The 16524-nt window shown below is 53.0% G+C and carries 12 protein-coding genes; 2 read left to right on the top strand and 10 right to left on the bottom strand.

All coding sequences use genetic code 11. From position 1 onward, the window contains the following. Positions 1-9 precede the first annotated feature (9 nt). From ACSPJT_RS06075 to ACSPJT_RS06065, 3 genes are all read right to left on the bottom strand, one after another. Entirely contained in the window at positions 10-867 is an 858-nt protein-coding gene (locus ACSPJT_RS06075) for a M23 family metallopeptidase (protein ID WP_435895474.1), read from the bottom strand. 27 nt (positions 868-894) lie between these two features. After that, entirely contained in the window at positions 895-2214 is a 1320-nt protein-coding gene (locus ACSPJT_RS06070) for an OmpA family protein (protein ID WP_435895473.1), read from the bottom strand. 107 nt (positions 2215-2321) lie between these two features. Further along, positions 2322-3179, bottom strand: a complete 858-nt coding sequence (locus tag ACSPJT_RS06065; protein WP_435895472.1) for a hypothetical protein — start codon at positions 3177-3179, stop codon at positions 2322-2324. 106 nt (positions 3180-3285) lie between these two features. On the opposite strand from ACSPJT_RS06065, the gene ACSPJT_RS06060 reads away from it, so the two are divergent. Both ACSPJT_RS06060 and ACSPJT_RS06055 read left to right on the top strand, forming a co-directional pair. Beyond that, positions 3286-3663 carry a BlaI/MecI/CopY family transcriptional regulator gene (locus ACSPJT_RS06060; RefSeq protein WP_435895471.1) on the top strand — a complete coding sequence of 126 codons (378 nt, stop codon included), beginning with the start codon at positions 3286-3288 and terminating at the stop codon, positions 3661-3663. Positions 3664-3698: 35 nt separating this feature from the next. Then, complete coding sequence (locus tag ACSPJT_RS06055; RefSeq protein WP_435895470.1) at positions 3699-4682, top strand: M56 family metallopeptidase; 984 nt, start codon at positions 3699-3701, stop codon at positions 4680-4682. Here ACSPJT_RS06055 and ACSPJT_RS06050 read toward each other — a convergent pair. The 7 genes from ACSPJT_RS06050 to ACSPJT_RS06020 form a co-directional block, all read right to left on the bottom strand. Continuing rightward, positions 4652-6781 carry a transglutaminase domain-containing protein gene (locus ACSPJT_RS06050; RefSeq protein WP_435895469.1) on the bottom strand — a complete coding sequence of 710 codons (2130 nt, stop codon included), beginning with the start codon at positions 6779-6781 and terminating at the stop codon, positions 4652-4654. The two genes, ACSPJT_RS06055 and ACSPJT_RS06050, sit on opposite strands and share 31 nt — an antisense overlap. 2 nt (positions 6782-6783) lie before the next feature. Beyond that, positions 6784-8169 (bottom strand): DUF58 domain-containing protein, encoded by a 1386-nt coding sequence (locus ACSPJT_RS06045; protein WP_435895468.1) that lies wholly within the window; start codon positions 8167-8169, stop codon positions 6784-6786. A gap of 12 nt (positions 8170-8181) precedes the next feature. Beyond that, positions 8182-9117: an AAA family ATPase gene (locus tag ACSPJT_RS06040; protein ID WP_435895467.1), complete on the bottom strand. Its 936-nt coding sequence runs from the start codon at positions 9115-9117 to the stop codon at positions 8182-8184. A 41-nt stretch (positions 9118-9158) separates the two neighbouring features. After that, on the bottom strand, positions 9159-11159 hold the full coding sequence (locus tag ACSPJT_RS06035) for a hypothetical protein (protein ID WP_435895466.1): 2001 nt from the start codon (positions 11157-11159) through the stop codon (positions 9159-9161). An 18-nt stretch (positions 11160-11177) separates the two neighbouring features. Continuing rightward, complete coding sequence (locus tag ACSPJT_RS06030; RefSeq protein WP_435895465.1) at positions 11178-12257, bottom strand: M42 family metallopeptidase; 1080 nt, start codon at positions 12255-12257, stop codon at positions 11178-11180. A 42-nt stretch (positions 12258-12299) separates the two neighbouring features. Continuing rightward, on the bottom strand, positions 12300-13838 hold the full coding sequence (locus ACSPJT_RS06025) for a hypothetical protein (RefSeq protein ID WP_435895464.1): 1539 nt from the start codon (positions 13836-13838) through the stop codon (positions 12300-12302). A gap of 69 nt (positions 13839-13907) precedes the next feature. Then, entirely contained in the window at positions 13908-16325 is a 2418-nt protein-coding gene (locus ACSPJT_RS06020; protein WP_435895463.1) for an Amuc_1098 family type IV pilus outer membrane protein, read from the bottom strand. Between the last annotated feature and the right edge of the window lie 199 nt (positions 16326-16524).

The raw sequence follows: 16524 nt of genomic DNA, 5'->3' as shown, positions 1-16524 counted from the left end.
GCCAATCGTTTATTTATCTGGAGCAGACTGATTTTTGATCGTCAGCCTATTATGTAAATCGGCCAAGTTTTCTCGGGTGACGATGGCGAGAGGTTCAGCGTGGAGCCGATCAGGTGAAGCAACTGAGTGTTGGGCTATGACGGATACTGGGTCAATGCGGTCGCCCTGAGAGCTGGTGTATCCACGGCCGATATGAACTCCCGCGCTGTTGTGCATTTCCAAATGCAGGTGCGCTGGATAATTGAGGTTAGCCGTGCCTACCGTGCCGATCGTTTCTCCGCGTGAAATGATGCTGCCGTATGGTGCATGGATTTGGTCTAAATGGGAATACATCGAAAGCAGTAGTTCGCCCTTTTTGCCTCGGTGGGCTAAGATCAATGTATTTCCCCAGCCTGAAGATGGCTCACCTCGATAGACCGCCAGTCCGTTTGCTACCGCATAAACGGGATCCCCGAGATCGGTGTTCATTCCGCCGATGCCGTTGAAGTCGTCTCCGGTATGGTGGCCGCCGCGTTTTGCGTTGTCTGACCAGAACGGTTGGGCGTTGTAGGTGAGAGCTCCATGCTCGCTGCCCATTGCTGCGGACATGCGGGTGGCGGTGGGCACCGTCGCGCGTTCGAAAGCGGAGAGCTGAATCAATCGCGGATCGAATTCAGGGATGACTGCAGTCTCAATCTGGCCTTCATCTCCCAAGATCGTTGCGGCATTTAACGGATATCCCAGAGCGGCATCGGCCTGTTGCCAAGTCGCCATGGATTTAACGGGGACATCGTAGCCCGACCGAGACCGTATGAAGCCTTTGATCACGATACCGGCAACAACGATAAATAGCACCGCGATGCCGCAGAGAATGATCCGTTGTTTCATGGCTCGATGTTTAGGCGGGAGGGTTGTTTAAAAATTGAGCAGGATTTCTGCCCTCCGGTTGGCACGACGACCATCTGGGGCATCTTCTCCGTCTGGGGTGGTGTTCGGGCGGCGTGGTTTGGATTTTCCGTATCCGATGATTTTAATCTGTTCGGCCGCAACTCCTTGGTCATTCAGATACTTCATGACTCGACGGGCACGCTCTTCTGAGAGCTTGAGGTTGTGATCTTCCGAGCCCAACGCATCGGTGTGACCGGAAATAGTCAGATTTTTCGCAGTGTCATTCTTCAAGAGATTGGCCACCACATTCAGTTGTCTCTGCGTTCTTGCAGTTAGCTCTCCGGAGTCGAGGTCGAAATAGATCGCGAGAGAGTCACCGCCCTTCGGATTTTTAATCAGAGGAGTGTAGTAAATATCGCCATCAGAAAAGCGGCCCGCGTAATCTGCTAACAGTTTGTCGAGATTGATCTCCGTGATTTTCCATGGAGACTCTGCATCCTTGCGTTTGGTGTTGATGGCAAACATGGCGGACTGCTCAGCTCCAGCGGATTCAACACGAGTCAACCAACCCGCTGTCTTTTCGGTTAGGAACATTTTCCTTACCGGTTTTTCTTCGGTAAGTTTGTATTTTCCCTCTTCGAAAATAATGCAGAGTCCAGCGAGCTTGGCGTAATTCACTTGCTCGGTATCGACGAATTGACGGGCAGCTGTTGGGTCTAGTTTGAGGATGGCATCCATGAAGCCTTTCACCGCAGCTGCAGCTTTGACTTCGTCTTCCGGAGTTGCCGGATCCATGCCTCCATCAACGAGGGCTCCTTTTTCGCCTGGGAGAGTGACTCGATTGACCTTCCATCCACCTTCGATGTTCTTCGCCAGATCCAGAAGGATGCGCTGGTTGTCAGCGAGGTTGAGTGCCCAGCGGTCAGCCGCATTCTTGAGCGCTGAAAACGGTTGGTTGGGATTGAGTTTTAACTGTGATCCGGCTGCCAGTTCGTGAAGCTTGCGTTTTTGTTCCGGCGTGAGCGCCCCTTGGCCAATGAAGTCGATCAGAGGTTTGGCATCACCGGTGTCATTGGCATCGACGATAAAGTCGCGAATCCGCCCAACCAGCTCTTCGGGAGTTCCTGAGTGACCGGTGCTGGTTTCGTCCACATGTTTGCCATCCACGGTAAGTCCGATGCTGTCGCCGTCTGCTCCATTGGCTGCGTCGTCCGAAGTTTGTTCCACGACATCGTCACTCGATTGCTCTGATGAGCACTGCCTAACTAACAAAAAGACGGCGAGAATGGTGAGAACCAATACCGAAATAAAGAAAATGAGAGGTGTCTTGGATCGCGAGTGCTCCATGGCCGGATGTTACCTTCAAAACCGCTAACTCCAAACGAAAAAAGAACTCCCGATCGCAAACTGTCGCGATCGGGAGCTGATTTGATTTTGCTGGTTGTGATGCCGACTTACCTCGCCCGCGATTGTGGAGCTTCTGCAAACGGGCTAGCACCATGACGCTGTCCCACAGCGGCGCGAGACCACTTCCATGGATCGACACCTTTTCTAGTGAATACCGCCATGCCGATCACGCCGACGTTGCGAGTTTTCCCATGGCGTTGATTCGCATAAGAACCAGAGACGGAGGAGAATTTGAACGACGCTACTGCCGATTCGCTGGTGCGGAAACCTTGCACCGTCAGAGTTTTTCCGGGCTGAATGATATAGCCACGTTTTCCGAACGATGCCGGCCTGCCATCCATCACATCGAGACCATCAACACTGAGCACGATCTCTAACGCGGAATGGCTCAAGTTTTTGACCAGCAGAGAGTAATTGCTGCCTTTGCGCCCGACCACATAGCGTCGGCTGCCGGAATTGTAGTTTTTGAGCATGCTCCAGCCGCCTTTCACTCCCCATTCCACCAGCCCGCCAGCAGCACGTTGCATACCGCTGCCACTGTATTTCCATGATCCGGCCATGGCTTCGACGCCTTCCTTGTCATTGTAGTAAATCGAGGCAACACCAGCGGGTTTGGAGCTGGACCGGACAAAACTCGAGTATCCAATGTTGGAGGTAACTTCATTGCCCCACCCGGTTCCTAGACCAGGGCGGCTTTTCGGTTTGTAGGCCTTTCGAGAGTGTGCTGCCGATTCGGCTGTGGCTCGAGAGGGGGCGTTCCATGGCATGTCGGAAGCATCCCCGCTACTGACTGACGGAGCAGGTGCTGCCTGCGGAATGGGAGCGTAGTTGGCGCAGGATGAGAAAAACCATGGGGTGACAGACAGAGTTGCCATGGAGAGGAGGGTAATGAGTCTCGTTTTCATGATGGTGCTAGAAAAGCAGCAATTAGGGGTGGGTGTCAAACTCTTTGTGCTAAAATAATAGCATTATTTAATTGCAGTATTTCTAGCACTGTGGGAGTTTCCAACTATGAATCGATTGGAAAAAGGGCATATGTCCAGACGCGAGCGCCAAATCATGGATATCCTCTATCGTTTGGGGCAGGCCTCGGCAAAAGAGGTTTTAGACAATCTTCCCGATCCTCCGTCATACTCCGCAGTGCGCGCATTGATGGCGACTCTCGAGGGCAAGGGGATGGTGACCCATAGCAAGGAATCCAGACGCTATATTTACAAGCCTGCGATCGCGGAAAAGCGGGCACGTCGATCCGCCATTTCCAATCTTCTCAGCACGTTTTTTGATGGTCGACCCGAAAAGCTAGTGGCGGCTCTGTTGGATCCCAAGGACATGCAGCTCGACAAAACCGAGATCGAAAAAATCCGCTCTGCTTTGGAAGAGGAGGAGTGAGAGCCTCCGTATATTTTTAAACACTCCGCCAGATTATGTCTCTATTACTCACCAGTCTACTAATGTCGATGATCGCTGCCGTGTGGGTGTGGATCATGGGCAGGAAGGATCCCTGTGGTAGACCGTGGCTGACGACACTGTGTCTGGCACTTCTGTTAGTGCTTCCAGGGTTGGCGATGCTACCCAAGGTTCGAGTCGAGATGAGTCACGTCCAAGGTCTGGGCTCAGAGAATGCGGGAGTGTGGGGAGCCTCGGAATATTTGACCTTTCTATGGGCCGTCATGGCACTGGTGATGGTCTTGCGGATGGTTCGAAATATTTGGATTTTGAAAAAATGGATCACGGCCTCTGATCCAGCTGATTGTCACGGATGGCAAAGTCTAATCGGTGAATGTTCGGAAATGTTAGGCCTGAAAAAAATGCCAGAGCTTCGAGTGAAAACGGGCCTGTCCTCCCCAGTCGTGGCCGGTCTGATTCGTCCGGTGATTCTGCTGCCAGCTACTTCCACTGAATGGAATGAGGGAACGCGAAAAATGGCCATCCTCCACGAACTTGGACATGTGCAACGTCGGGATTTATGGGTGCGTCTTGCGGCTGAGTTCGCCTGCGCACTACACTGGTATAATCCCTTGGTCTGGTGGCTGAGAGCAAAGCTGTTAACTCAGTGTGAGTATGCCTGTGACGCTCTTGTTGTTGAAGCTGGTGCCGACCGCCGCAGTTACATCCGCGCACTTTGTGATGTCGTCGAATCAGCCTTGACGGAGAACCGGCCACAAGGAGTTCTGGCGATGGCAGACCACGCACCTCTGAAGCTGCGGGTTGATCGTCTGTTAGGAGGTGCTCGGATGGGGAATCCCAGCTGGGCCATCGTTGCTGCGGTGCTGACGACGACCTCGGCCTTGGCTCTAACGTTGGTGCGTCCTGCATACGAAGTAACGCATCCAGAGCAAGGTTCCCCCATTTACACCCAGTCGGAAATTGATCTGCGTCACAGCGCCGATCCTTTTCCTAGTGAATGACTACCGACCGGTGACAGCGTTTTCAAACGCTTCTTAAGCTCAGCGCTGAGTCGGGCGATTTCGTCATACTTGTTAGTATGATCTCCTTCGGGATCAAAACGTGCTTCTGAGTGTAGTTTGGTCAGTGGCGAAATCAGCGTATTCAGGCTGGGGTCAATACCTTCCAATTGCATCACCCAGCGACCGAGAGGAAGGCCTGACGGGCGCGGTCCGATTTTGCGTGAGATCGCTGATTCCAGTTTATTCAGTGCCGTGAGCGGGGTTCCCGGTGGGTGGGCGTATCGCCTGCTTTTGCCGGCCCTGGCATCGCGGTGACGAGACTTCCACAGCCTCCAGCCAAACCAGAATAACACCAGCCCCACAATCAAGCCGACGACGATGGCCGTTGTGGTTTTATTCTCATCACTGGTTCTCCAGATCAAAAAGTCTTCGCGCACTCGCTGCCACCAGTCGATTAATTCCAGTCTCCAGGCTGGGATTTTAATTTGTTCCATCGCTTCCCACGATGGAGGTGTTAGGTCGGCATCTTCCCAATGGTCTTTATCCCAAACGCGCACCCACGCATGAGCGTGCTTGCCGCGCATCACCCATTCTCCTCTTTCGGCATCAAACTCGGTAACGGCGAAGCCGACACAATAACGAGCCGGAATTCCGCACTCACGCAGGATCAAACAGGTGGCTGTGGCAAAATACTCACAATGCCCAGCACGTGTGTCTTCTAGGAATGAGCCAATGGCTGTGCCCCGAGTGCTTTTCGATAAACCCGGAGTTGTTAGGTGGGTGGTGTATTTGAAATTTGAGGAAAAGTGTTGCTGTAGCTCAAGCAGGATTTTTTGAGCAGACATGCCTTTTTTAAGACCCAAATCAGCGCAAACTCGGCGGATGGCCTCTTGTTCGGCAGCTGGTACTTTGAGATCAAATTCAGCCGGCGCATCCACCTCCGTGGTTGATTCATTTCCTCTCCAGACCGAATAGGACACCACATGATAGTCTGGGTTATCAATGAGCACGGTTCCCAATGAGTTACACGCAATGGATACCTCACTGTCTTTATTTCCAAGGTCACCGATGGCTTTGGTGAAATGCGGCATCGGCAGAGGGTTGGAAAGAATGGCGGAGTCTACCTCGCCGATGATGCGCACATCCGGGGCGCCCTCAACCGTGGGGATTTCGGTGCCGAAGTAGCGAATGTCTCGCTCAGTGTCCAATCTGCCTGATGTATTGTAGCCTTCGTTATCCTCTTCGTCGGTAATGGTGTCTGACTCCTCTGGCTGAGGGATATGCTTCCAAGTCGCTCGGTAATACTGGTTGTAGGTGGCTGTTCGTAGCAGGCTGGGAACCTCGGCACTCTCCACCCACATGCGCCAGAAAATATGAGGGCTGAGTTTGATGCGGCCGAGTCTGCCAATGTTCGTGCGCGACTCATTGGCTGAGGTGTGTCTGCCTGGGTCGTCACCATCACGCCCGCCGCTGTAGTAATGGTAGAGCTTCGACATGCTCCATTGACCGGCATAGGAAATAGCCACAATCATTAGAAACGAGGCAGCCCATGCGATGGGGCGGAAGCCGTGTTTGCGTGCATTGAAAAACAGACAGGCTCCGAAGATAATCGCGAGTCCGATGAAATGGCGGGTATCGTCTCGACTCGCTACCGCTGTGGCCAGCATGACGATGGCGAGGTAGATATAGCCGGTGTTGATCATCCGGGGTTTCACGTGGTAGCCGTGTTTCAGATCTCGCTGCATCTTGCGGCGTGCGAAAAATGAAAAGGTATTGAGCGGAATCAAGGCCGCCTTGCCATATCTTTGAGCCAACTCCAAGGGCAGCAAGGTCAGTGGAGACCAGACAAATAAACTATGAAGCTTGCCGACTTTGACTCCATTGAGCCACGCCAGCATCGATAGCAAGGCCCCACAAAAAATCGAGATATGCCAAGCTCTGACATACGACTCCCGACTGAAATCCCATCGGATAGAAAGCCAGGACCGTGACTCCACCAGCACCGCGGCGATCAAGCCAGCGAACGGATGTCCAGTCAGTCCGCCCCAGAAAAGAAGGGCGATGCCGGTCAGCAAACGTGGTGGTGCGTCTTGATGCATGATTAGTGAGGTCGCTGGTGTAGATCCTGTTCCACGTGAGTCGAGCGTAGCCACTGCACAGGCACAGGGGATGGATACTGAGAGTGAATCCGGTGCGCGTCATCAAGCTCACGGCAGATGGATATGACCTTAAGCTCGACTCCTGCGCGTTGCAAATTCTGCACCGTATCGCGCCGTTGTTCACACCAGCCGGTGAAGATGCAGATGCAGGCTGTCAGGTCATCTCGGTAGCGAAGCACGAGATTTTGAAGTGCTTCGAAATCTTGGATAGGCTCACACTGCACACCCGCAAGAACTTCGAGCATTTTATCGATGCGTTCTTCGCCTCGGCCGGCGCTAAAGACGTAGGCTTCGTCACGAATGAACATCAGATCGAGCAAGGTCTCCCGGGTATCGATACTCGCGGCAAATGAAGCGGCCACCGAAACAGCCTCTTCAAACAAATCAGCCTCTTCGGCAGGGGCGAAGGTATCCAGCACCAGACCGTAGCGCGGGAAGAAAACATCTTCGTACTCCTTCACGATGGCTTTGCCCGTGCGTGCCCAGCTTTTCCAGTGAATGTGACGCAGTGGGTCTCCTGGTCGGTATTCGCGAACGCAGGTGAAATCTCCCGATTGACCTGTGGTACTGGATGCCGCCTCGCCACCCAGTTGAAAACGGGCGTTGCCAGGGATGTTATACGGGGGGAGCCGGTAACGATGGGGAAGCACAACGAGCTTGTCCGCGGTGGATTGTGTTTTGCGGACACGCTGGAAAACTCCAAGCGGGTCAGGCAGGCAAACGCGGAGATCGGTCAGGGAAATGATCCCTCGCTTGTTAGGTGTCAGTGTCAGCGTGGTTGAAACAGTTTCGCCGGGAGAGATTTTCGGTAAAGGGGCGGAGCTTTCGTTTGCGAATAAAGTGAGCCCACGCTGGAGCCACTCCCAGCGGTAATAACCAAGTGTGCGATCGAAAATATTTCGCTTCTCCTCGCCAGGTTCACGTGAGTGTGTGAATAGCTCGAGCCCAGGGCGATTATCCGGAGCGAGTTCTAACAGTCTCGACCCGGAAAGGCTCAATAGTCCTGTGTTTTTCACCCGCACGTGATAGTTCACCGTCTCTCCCGCAGTCGCCACCCGAGGGAGTTCTCTGTGCACAGTGACTTTGGCTCTGCGAAGGAGAGTCCACACGAAACATATCCCAAGCACGGCAAAGATCAGGCCGCGCAGCTGGAAGAGCGGTCCAAGCGCATGCTGCGGCATCAGTAGCCACGCCGCGGGCACGAGCATCACTAACAAGATTCCCGCAGGACGGATGCGATGCGTTAAGAAGTGGGCAAGGGCGGAGTTCCGGTGATAGATCCGGTAAATCTGGCGTTGGAAAAATCCCGTGTGCTTTACTTCCGCCATAACGGGATGACCCTACACTGGAGCCGGTGTTTTCTCAAGGATGTCCTCGACGATGCTTCTACCAGTCAATCCGCTGAACTTCGCTTCTGGAGCGATGACCAGACGGTGGGCGATGACATCGGGAGCGATGTCTTGGATGGTTTCAGGGGTGACAAAATCGCGACCCTCGAACAGGGAAAGTGCCTGGGAAAGTTTCATCAATGCCAGTGAAGCACGCGGACTGGCGGCAAGCTGCACATCCTCGATGTTGCGGGTGGCATTGGTCAGAGCCACGATGTAGTGACGAAGTTCGTCGCTGATCCGGATATTCGAAACGGCGGTTTGGAGGTCTCTGATATCCTGCAGGGAAACTGCTGGATCGAGGGAGTCTAACGGGTGGCCGCTGTTTTGCGACGATAGGATTAGAGCCTCCTCCTCGGCGCTCACATAGCCTAGTGAGCACTGCATCGCAAATCGGTCCATCTGAGCTTCAGGCAGTGGGTATGTTCCTCGGAATTCAACCGGGTTTTGGGTGGCGATGACAAAGAACAGGCCTTCAAGGTTGTAGCATTTCCCTTCGATCGTGGCCTGCTGCTCGGCCATGGCTTCCAGAAGTGCACTTTGAGTTCGCGGTGACGCTCTGTTGATTTCATCGGCTAACAGAATGTCTGTGAATACGGGGCCGGGGTGAAACTGAAACTCCGAGGTCTTCTGATTGAGAATGGATACGCCGAGAATGTCGGAAGGTAATAAATCGGGAGTGAACTGGATCCTGCTGAAGTTGGCATCCTTAATGGATTTGGCAATGGCCTTGGCCAAGGTGGTTTTACCTGTGCCTGGATTGTCTTCTAACAATACGTGCCCTCCCGCGATCATGCAGGCTAACACATTACGGATGGTTTTTTCCTGCCCTCGGATAATGGTGCAGACTGATTGTTCAAGAAGCTGAGCGGATTCCAATGGAGACATGAAAGGTGAGTTGGGAAATGATGGGGAAATGAAATGCCGGATTAATCTTCGTCCTCCAGCTCCTTTTTGCGTTTCGCAATGTCAGCAGTGCTGAGCTGATTGTGTTTGTCGAAGATGGATTTGACCTCGGTGAGCGATTGCTCCGGTAGTGCTTCCTTGAGTTTGTTCCAAGTTTTGGAATTGAGCAACTCCCGCCCGCGATTTGTGGCATGACGAAGATCCACGTCTAACAAGACTTTTCCTCCAGCATCAGTGTTTACGATAAGATAAAGAGGGTAATCAGCGACTCCGGAGGACTTCGATGTAGTGCGAATCGAGATACCCAACCATTTGCCAGCACGGTTGATTCCCAGGGTGTCGTCGTGAGGTGTATGATCTGCTGCGCCTCTGATGGCGTAGTTGAAAATCTTGAGTGTTTGAGCGCTGTTCGTTCCTTCTAAAACAGCACTGCTTGCGAGGGCCGATGCCGTTTCCTTGGTGCGCAGGAGTGTTCGGAAATTGGTCAGAGTTTTCTTAGCTTCCTCGTCAGTGACCGGATCAAGCTTCAATGGTGGTGTTATCGTGACAACCTTGTCCATGAGTTCACGCGCTTGTTTTTCCTGTTGGGCTTGCTGGATTGAGTTGAGTTGACGCTGCAGCTTCTGCATCGTGACCTGCGCTTCCTTCCCCTGTGATTCCTCGAGTATTTCGGCGGGGATGACATGCCAGCCATCATCAAGTTTGGTCATCCAGACCTTCACCGTTTCAAATTCGCCGGGTCGGTTGGTTTTGGCGAATTGCAGTGGTGCAAGGGCGATGTCTTCTTCTTCCAGTAGATCGAGCACATGCAGCGGGTTCGCCTTCATCCAGTTCAGGTTCCTCCATAGTGCACCCAGTGCCTGCAGACCTTTTTTCTGATTCTCCTCTTTGCCAAAATATTCACCTTTCCGAGGCAGGAGACTGAGCAGTGCGCTGAAGTCGCCGGTTTTATTGATCTTAAGTAACTCGTCCAGAAGTTGACGACTGGTGGGCTGGGAGGTGCCTGTGTTGTTTTTAAAAATCACAGAAGGGAGTTTTTTGCGCAGAGTGGTTTCATCTCCACGGCGGTGTCTCCAGCGCTGCTGCCAGCGCTCGTCTTCAGGGAGTAGCGCTACCTTCAATAGCTCGGACAAGCGGGCAAAGGTTTTGCCCTTCGCTTTGAAAACTGGGAAGTAGAGGATCTTCTCTTCGGTTTTACCCAGTGGGTTCCAGAAGCCGACGGCGACTTCGTTTTTGGTTTTATCCACCTTCATGACCTGGGCGATCACTGAGCGGTTATTCACCAGTTGCCAGTCGTTTGCAGGATCATCTTCATTGAGTCCGCGGGATACTTGGCTGATGGTGGTTTTCAAAGGTTCGTATGATTCATCTGAGGCGGCACCCATGATAGCGAGAATGCGCATCAGATCCTTACTGCGCAGTGCCTCAATGAGCAGTGTGACCGCTTTCTCGGGAGAGATATCGTCGAGTCCGGCTGTTTTCTCCCGAGCGGAAATCTCTGTGAGGAACTTGTTAGATGCTTCTTCTCTGGCTGATGTCTCACGTTTTATTTTTTCACGCGCCATCCAGAGTTCAAGAGACCGCACGGTTTTTTCGACTTCCGGATCATAACCGTAGCCAGTGTTAGCGAATGATCCGGGAAGCGGTGCCGGCTTCCAAACACCACCGCGTTTCAACATGGCAAGTGCATGGATGCGCGTGCCCAAGGGGGATGTGGGGTTTTCGGCACGCAATAGCAGAGCAGCAAAATCACCTTCAACCTTTTTGCTCTCCAGTGTGAGCACGTCGTCCTGATTGATGCTGGTTTTTAAATAGAATTCGATTTGTTCGCGGATTTGCTTTCGTCTTCCCAGTTCGCAGTGAGGGGAGAGGGCTGTGTCCCCGGTCAGGTTAATCTTTTCCTGACTGAGTAGTTTCACATAGCTGATTGCCGCTTTGACATCCTGTGGCTGGTCAGTGGCTGCGACCACTGCCGTAGGGGCGATGGCGGCTCCGAGAATAAAGAGGACGGTGGAGAGCTTCATGAAAGTCAGTGGAGTTAGTTAGAGTTTCTGGCTGAAGTCATCGCCAGCTTTTAGTGAACTGACGAAGGCGGCCAACAGGTTGATGGTGGACTCAATATCGTCCCAATGGGCGGTTTCCACAACCGAATGCATACAGCGCAACGGAAGTGAGACTAGCGCACTAGCCACGCCGTTCTGGACATCAAATATTTTATCGGTATCAGTGCCAGTGAAACGGCCGGCGGCTTCGTGTTGGATCGGGATATTTTGTTTTTCGGCGACTTCCATGAGTCGCTCTACCACGAGTGGGTGGTTGGCGCTACCGTGCGTCAGACTGGGCCCCTTGCCAAGTTTGACTTCTCCATACTGAGCGGCATTGAGGCCAGGTGTGTCGGTGGCATGGGTAACATCGAGACAAATGCAAACCGAGGGCATTAGCCGGTGTGTGGCCATGCGTGCGCCGGAGCCACCGATTTCCTCTTGGATGGAATTCAGGCAGATCAGTGAGTGGCTGGGTTTCGATTTGGATTTGGCAATTTTTTTCATCACCTGAGCGATGATAAATCCTCCGATTCTGTTATCGAGAGCTCGGCCGACGAGTCGTTTGTTGGCGAGTTCCAAAGGTCCGTCTTGATAAACGGCAACGTGACCCACACGGATGCCGAGTTCGGCCACTTCGTCGCGCGAAGAAGCACCGACGTCTACCCAGAGTTGGTGGATCTGAGGTGCTTTTTCGTTAGCGAGGGAGTCGCGACGGAGATGAATGGCAGTGTTTCCAATGATGCCGGTTACCGATCCTTTGTCCGTGAGGATATCGAGTCGGCGGCCTCGACCGGTGGCGGCATCGCTTCCTCCTACACGATCAACATAAAGAAAGCCGTCCTTGGTGATATGTTTGATCATAAAGCCGATTTCATCTGCATGAGCTTCAAGCATCACGGATTTTTTGGCTTTCTGATTTCCAAACACGGCCCAAGTGGAGCCATAGGTGTCACATTCAACACGATCGGCGTGTTTGCCGATGTGCTTGGCCCAGACACGCTGGCCTGGCATCTCAAATCCCGTGGGGCTGGGTGTATTGAGGAGATCGAACAGGAATTGCTTGTCCGCTTTTGTCATGCCGCCAATTCAAACAGCTTTAGCGAGAATGACAACCCAAGATCAACGGCTGAGATCATCAAATTCCTTCTCCTGCTCAGCTTTACGGTCGGCGGGGGAGGCGGGGATGCCTTCAGGGAGCTTGGGCTCACTCTTTTCGGCAGTATTTACCTTGAGGAGTTCGCGAAGGTTATCGTGAGGGTTATGAATCGTGCCTCCAAGGGTAACCTTGGCGTGATACAGTCCGTCTTTGGGGCCTTGGAATGGCGCTGGAGGCGTGCCATCGAAGGCTGAGGTTGGGATGCCCACATCCAGAGTGCCGCTCATTTTTTTCTCGGAGTCCACATTGATATTCCCCTGAAGGGTAATCAGACTGTTGCTGATCCATACCAGCTTATTGAGGCTGACGCCATCGGAGGTGCGGGAGATGTTTCCTCGGCAATGATTAAAGGAAGGACGGAGGTAATCCGTGTTTCCAGTGAGATCCTTCATCGTGGTCAACATAGGCAATTCACTGAGATCAATATTGAGTGAGGTGAAAGGCATATCAAAACTGAGCCCTTGATCGGCTGTTTTGGCGTAATCATATGATAGTGATCCGAGGTCACTCTGGATAGTGCCTCGAACCAAACGCCCGAGCTCTTTGCCAAGAAGTTCTTGGATTGGGTAATCCTTGGCCTTGATGTCGAGTGAGATCGTTTTGCTGGTATCCTTTGAAATTCGGCCGGAAATGGAAAGTTCACCACTGTGATTGTTTTCTGAATCCAGAAGAGCGATGACTTCAGCGTCCTGCGAGTTGAGCGTGATCACCCCGGAGGCTAATTTGAGATCCGGCCAGTTCTTGATTTTCACCGTGCCGTCCTGAAATACATACTGGTAGCGTTCGCTGACCATTTTGCGCAGTGAGATTTGAAGACCGAGAATCGAAGGCGCCTCACGGTCATCGCCGAAGTGTAAATCGAGCTGATTGCAGCGGTAGCTATCGAATTTGTATGGGGATTCCAACGGACCTGAGCCGCTTTCGGCCTGGGTGACGGGAGCTTGGAGATAAGCTTTACCCACGCTGGCAACGACGGTTTCGCCAATCCAATCACTGGTGAAGAAACTCGTGGCTTTGAGATCCGAACGAAGGTTGCTGAATGAGGCGCTTTTCAGAAATGAATGGCGGTCCCATGCCAGATCAACTTTCGCGGCCTTGGCAGAGACCGGAGTGACTCGGAGCTGAGTGAGTTCAGTTTCTCCGGCACCTGAGAGTTCGCTGATGGTGGCCTCGGTGGTAGCTTTGAATTTCCGACCGTTGTATTTGGCAATGATGATGACCGTGCCCACGATAAGAAGTAGGCCGAAGCCGACAATGCTCCCCAAGATGGCCCATTTGACCTTTGGGTTGAGTGTTTTTTTCTTCTTTTCAGGTTGTTTTGAGCGTCTTTTACGGCGCCGGACCTTCACGGCCTGGGTGCCGTCTTCGCGCGTCACGAGTTCGCCCTCTTCGGAGGGATCGGTGCGACGTCTCTGGCGCTCACCTCGTTTCAGGTGGGCCATCATTTCGTCGACGGAGTAGTTGCCTTCCCCTTGCGTGGGATGATTGGAATCGGATGCCATGAACCTCAGTAGTTGCAGTCAAGCTAGCTATAATAAGCGGTGCTGCAATCGTCAATATAGTGAATAATGCTATCGTTGACGCCAAGGCTTGCCAGTGGGATCAACTAATTCAGCGTTGACCATGATAATGATGGCCTCAGTGAAAGTCTGATCAGCTTCGGAACGGAATAGGCGGCCCAAATACGGCACATCTCCCAAGATTGGAGTTTTGTCTTCCACCTTGGTTTTACGACTGGTCATCAAGCCACCGATCACCACGGTGTGTCCGTCTTGAATGGTCAGGGACGAGTTGGGCAAGCGGATAACCTTAAATACTGGCATCAGAATGCGGTTGTCCGTGACCCTGCCGAAGGAGCCTCCGGTAGTGGTGAACACGTTGCCGGTGCCAAGGTTTCCGAGATCGATACCGAGACCACCAGCCGATACACCGTTGATCGGTGAGCCGTAGTTGACGAAGCCCTCGAATTCAACCAGTTCAGGTCGCAGCGATAGTTCGATGTATTGTTTATCTGGACCAACAGTCGGTTCGACTTCCAAAGTGACGCCCACGTTGCGGGTTTCGAATGCAGTCGGGTGTGACGGGGTCACCGGGGTAGGTGGGGAAGCGCTTGCTTGTTCTCCGGTTGTGGGATCGATGAAGACGTCTCCGCCCACAGAGTTAGGAAGTTCTGGTGGTTCATATTCGGTGGGGTAGATGAACTCGCGGATGATTTCGATTTTGGAACGTTCACCACTACGGGAGATGGTGGAAGGATTTACCATGATGTCAGCCCCAGTATTTTGGTTAAGGCCGCGCATCATCATCTGCACTTGGACTCCGCTCCCTACGTAGGAAAGTGTTAGGATGCCGGGAGCTCTGGTCGCTGTGCTGCTGGGCGATCCGGTGCTGGTTGCATTCAGGAATGTGTCGATGGAGTCCTGTTGGATAGCACCGCTACCACTGCGGTTTCCAGATGTGATAGGATTGCCGTTTACGGCAGTGAAGGGGGGCTGGGGAATGACACCCAGTGGAGTTCCATTACCAGTGGTTCCTCCACCGAGGACGCCGCCTTTTCCGAATGCCCATGGCGTAATCGCCCAGTCAAATCCGAGTTCCTTGAGCTTCTTCTCTGAGACGCGGATGATGGTGGTTTTGATGGCCACTTGCACAGGCTCTTCATCTGCCACCAAAGAGACTAACTGGTCGACAAGGTCGATGTTATCGAGGGTGTTGCGGACGATCAGAGTGTTAGTAGATGGCGTGTAGGTCGCGGATGCTCCGTCTGGGAAGCTAACACCGTTTTGTTTGAGGAAATCGGTGATCGACATTTTCTCTGGGAGAAGCCCCTCGCCGCGGTCGTTGCTGTCGCTGTCGAAGACATTACCATCATCCTCCTTTTGATTAGTTGACGCAGAGGTCAAGAAGTTCGGTGGCACACGGAATGTGCGGGAGCTGAGAGCGCCGTCGATGCTGCCGAGAGGCGTGACCAAAACGCCCACGCCATCAGTGCGCCACTGGGTGTGGGACTGATCGGTGACGTAATCGAGAACTTTCGAGAGCGGAAGGTTGCGAGCTTTCAGCGAGATTCTTGTAGCGGCAATTTTCTTGGCTGTGTCCGTGGAGGGAGGGCCGACATTGAGAATGATGTTAACGCCGGTTTTTTCACCGTTGGGCCCCGGAGTATCACCAAGCCGACTTTGGAGTCGGATGAAGTCGAGGGCTTCATTGAGAGTGACGTTGTCCAGATCGATGACCTCGATGGTAATTCCAGCAAGTCGGTCGCGAATATCGGGAGCAAGGTCCTCGGGTCTGGTCAATGGAACCGGCACTGGAGCGGCGTCGGTAGGTGGTACAAAAATCTCCCACTGCTTGTCGACTTCGCTCAGCATGTGAGCGCGGTTGTGATCTTTGGCAGCACGGGCATAGTCCATTTTCACCGTATTGATTTTCTCCATGCCACGGCGTGCAGCATGGTTGTATGGATCGATGCGTAATACCGAATTGTAGATCGTGAGAGCTCGGTCGTATTGACCAAGGCTGTAGAAACCTTCTGCCTCACGAAGGTGACGGCCTACTTTCTCGGCGTCTCTAACGTGCTCAGGAGTCAGTGCGTGATTGTAGCGAATGGGGTCTTCAATCTGCTGTCTGAGTTTCAGCGCACCCATATGAGTGGGGGCGATCTCAGGCTGGAGCACCCTGTCTAGCAGTTGGCGCGCCGCGTCGTAGTCACCTCCTTTGGCGAGTTTGCGGGCACGTTCGGTAGCTGCAGTGGCGTAACGAACACCGGCGACGACTCGAATTTCCTCCGTCTTGAATCCGTTAGGGAGCAGTTCAAAGGCCTGGGCGTAATCCTTGACGGCGGTTTTGTAGTCCTGCTTCTCGTAGGCGGCATCACCTGTCTTGAGCAGTTCGTAAGCTTGGCGTGCATTGGCGGCACGACGGTTTAACTCCTTCTGCACCACCGATTCCTGGGCGATAGCTGGAGTGAGAATTTGGGGCGTGCACATGCCTAGTACACAAGCCAATCCGGTGCGTGTGATTTGCCTCCGGTATGAAAGACTCAATTTTTCCATGGGACGTAGTGAGTGGCTTATAAACAGCTTCGGGCGGCGGGGTAAGCCTAAAAATGAAAAAAATGCGAAAAGGTGAAAGATCAGCTAGTTCCGAATGGGTGAATCCCACTAAGGCTGAAAATGCGTGGAAAAT

Origin of the sequence: Oceaniferula spumae (assembly GCF_042849255.1) — a bacterium.
Lineage (GTDB): Bacteria > Verrucomicrobiota > Verrucomicrobiia > Verrucomicrobiales > Akkermansiaceae > Oceaniferula > Oceaniferula spumae.
This window is presented reverse-complemented; position numbering and strand designations above follow the sequence as displayed.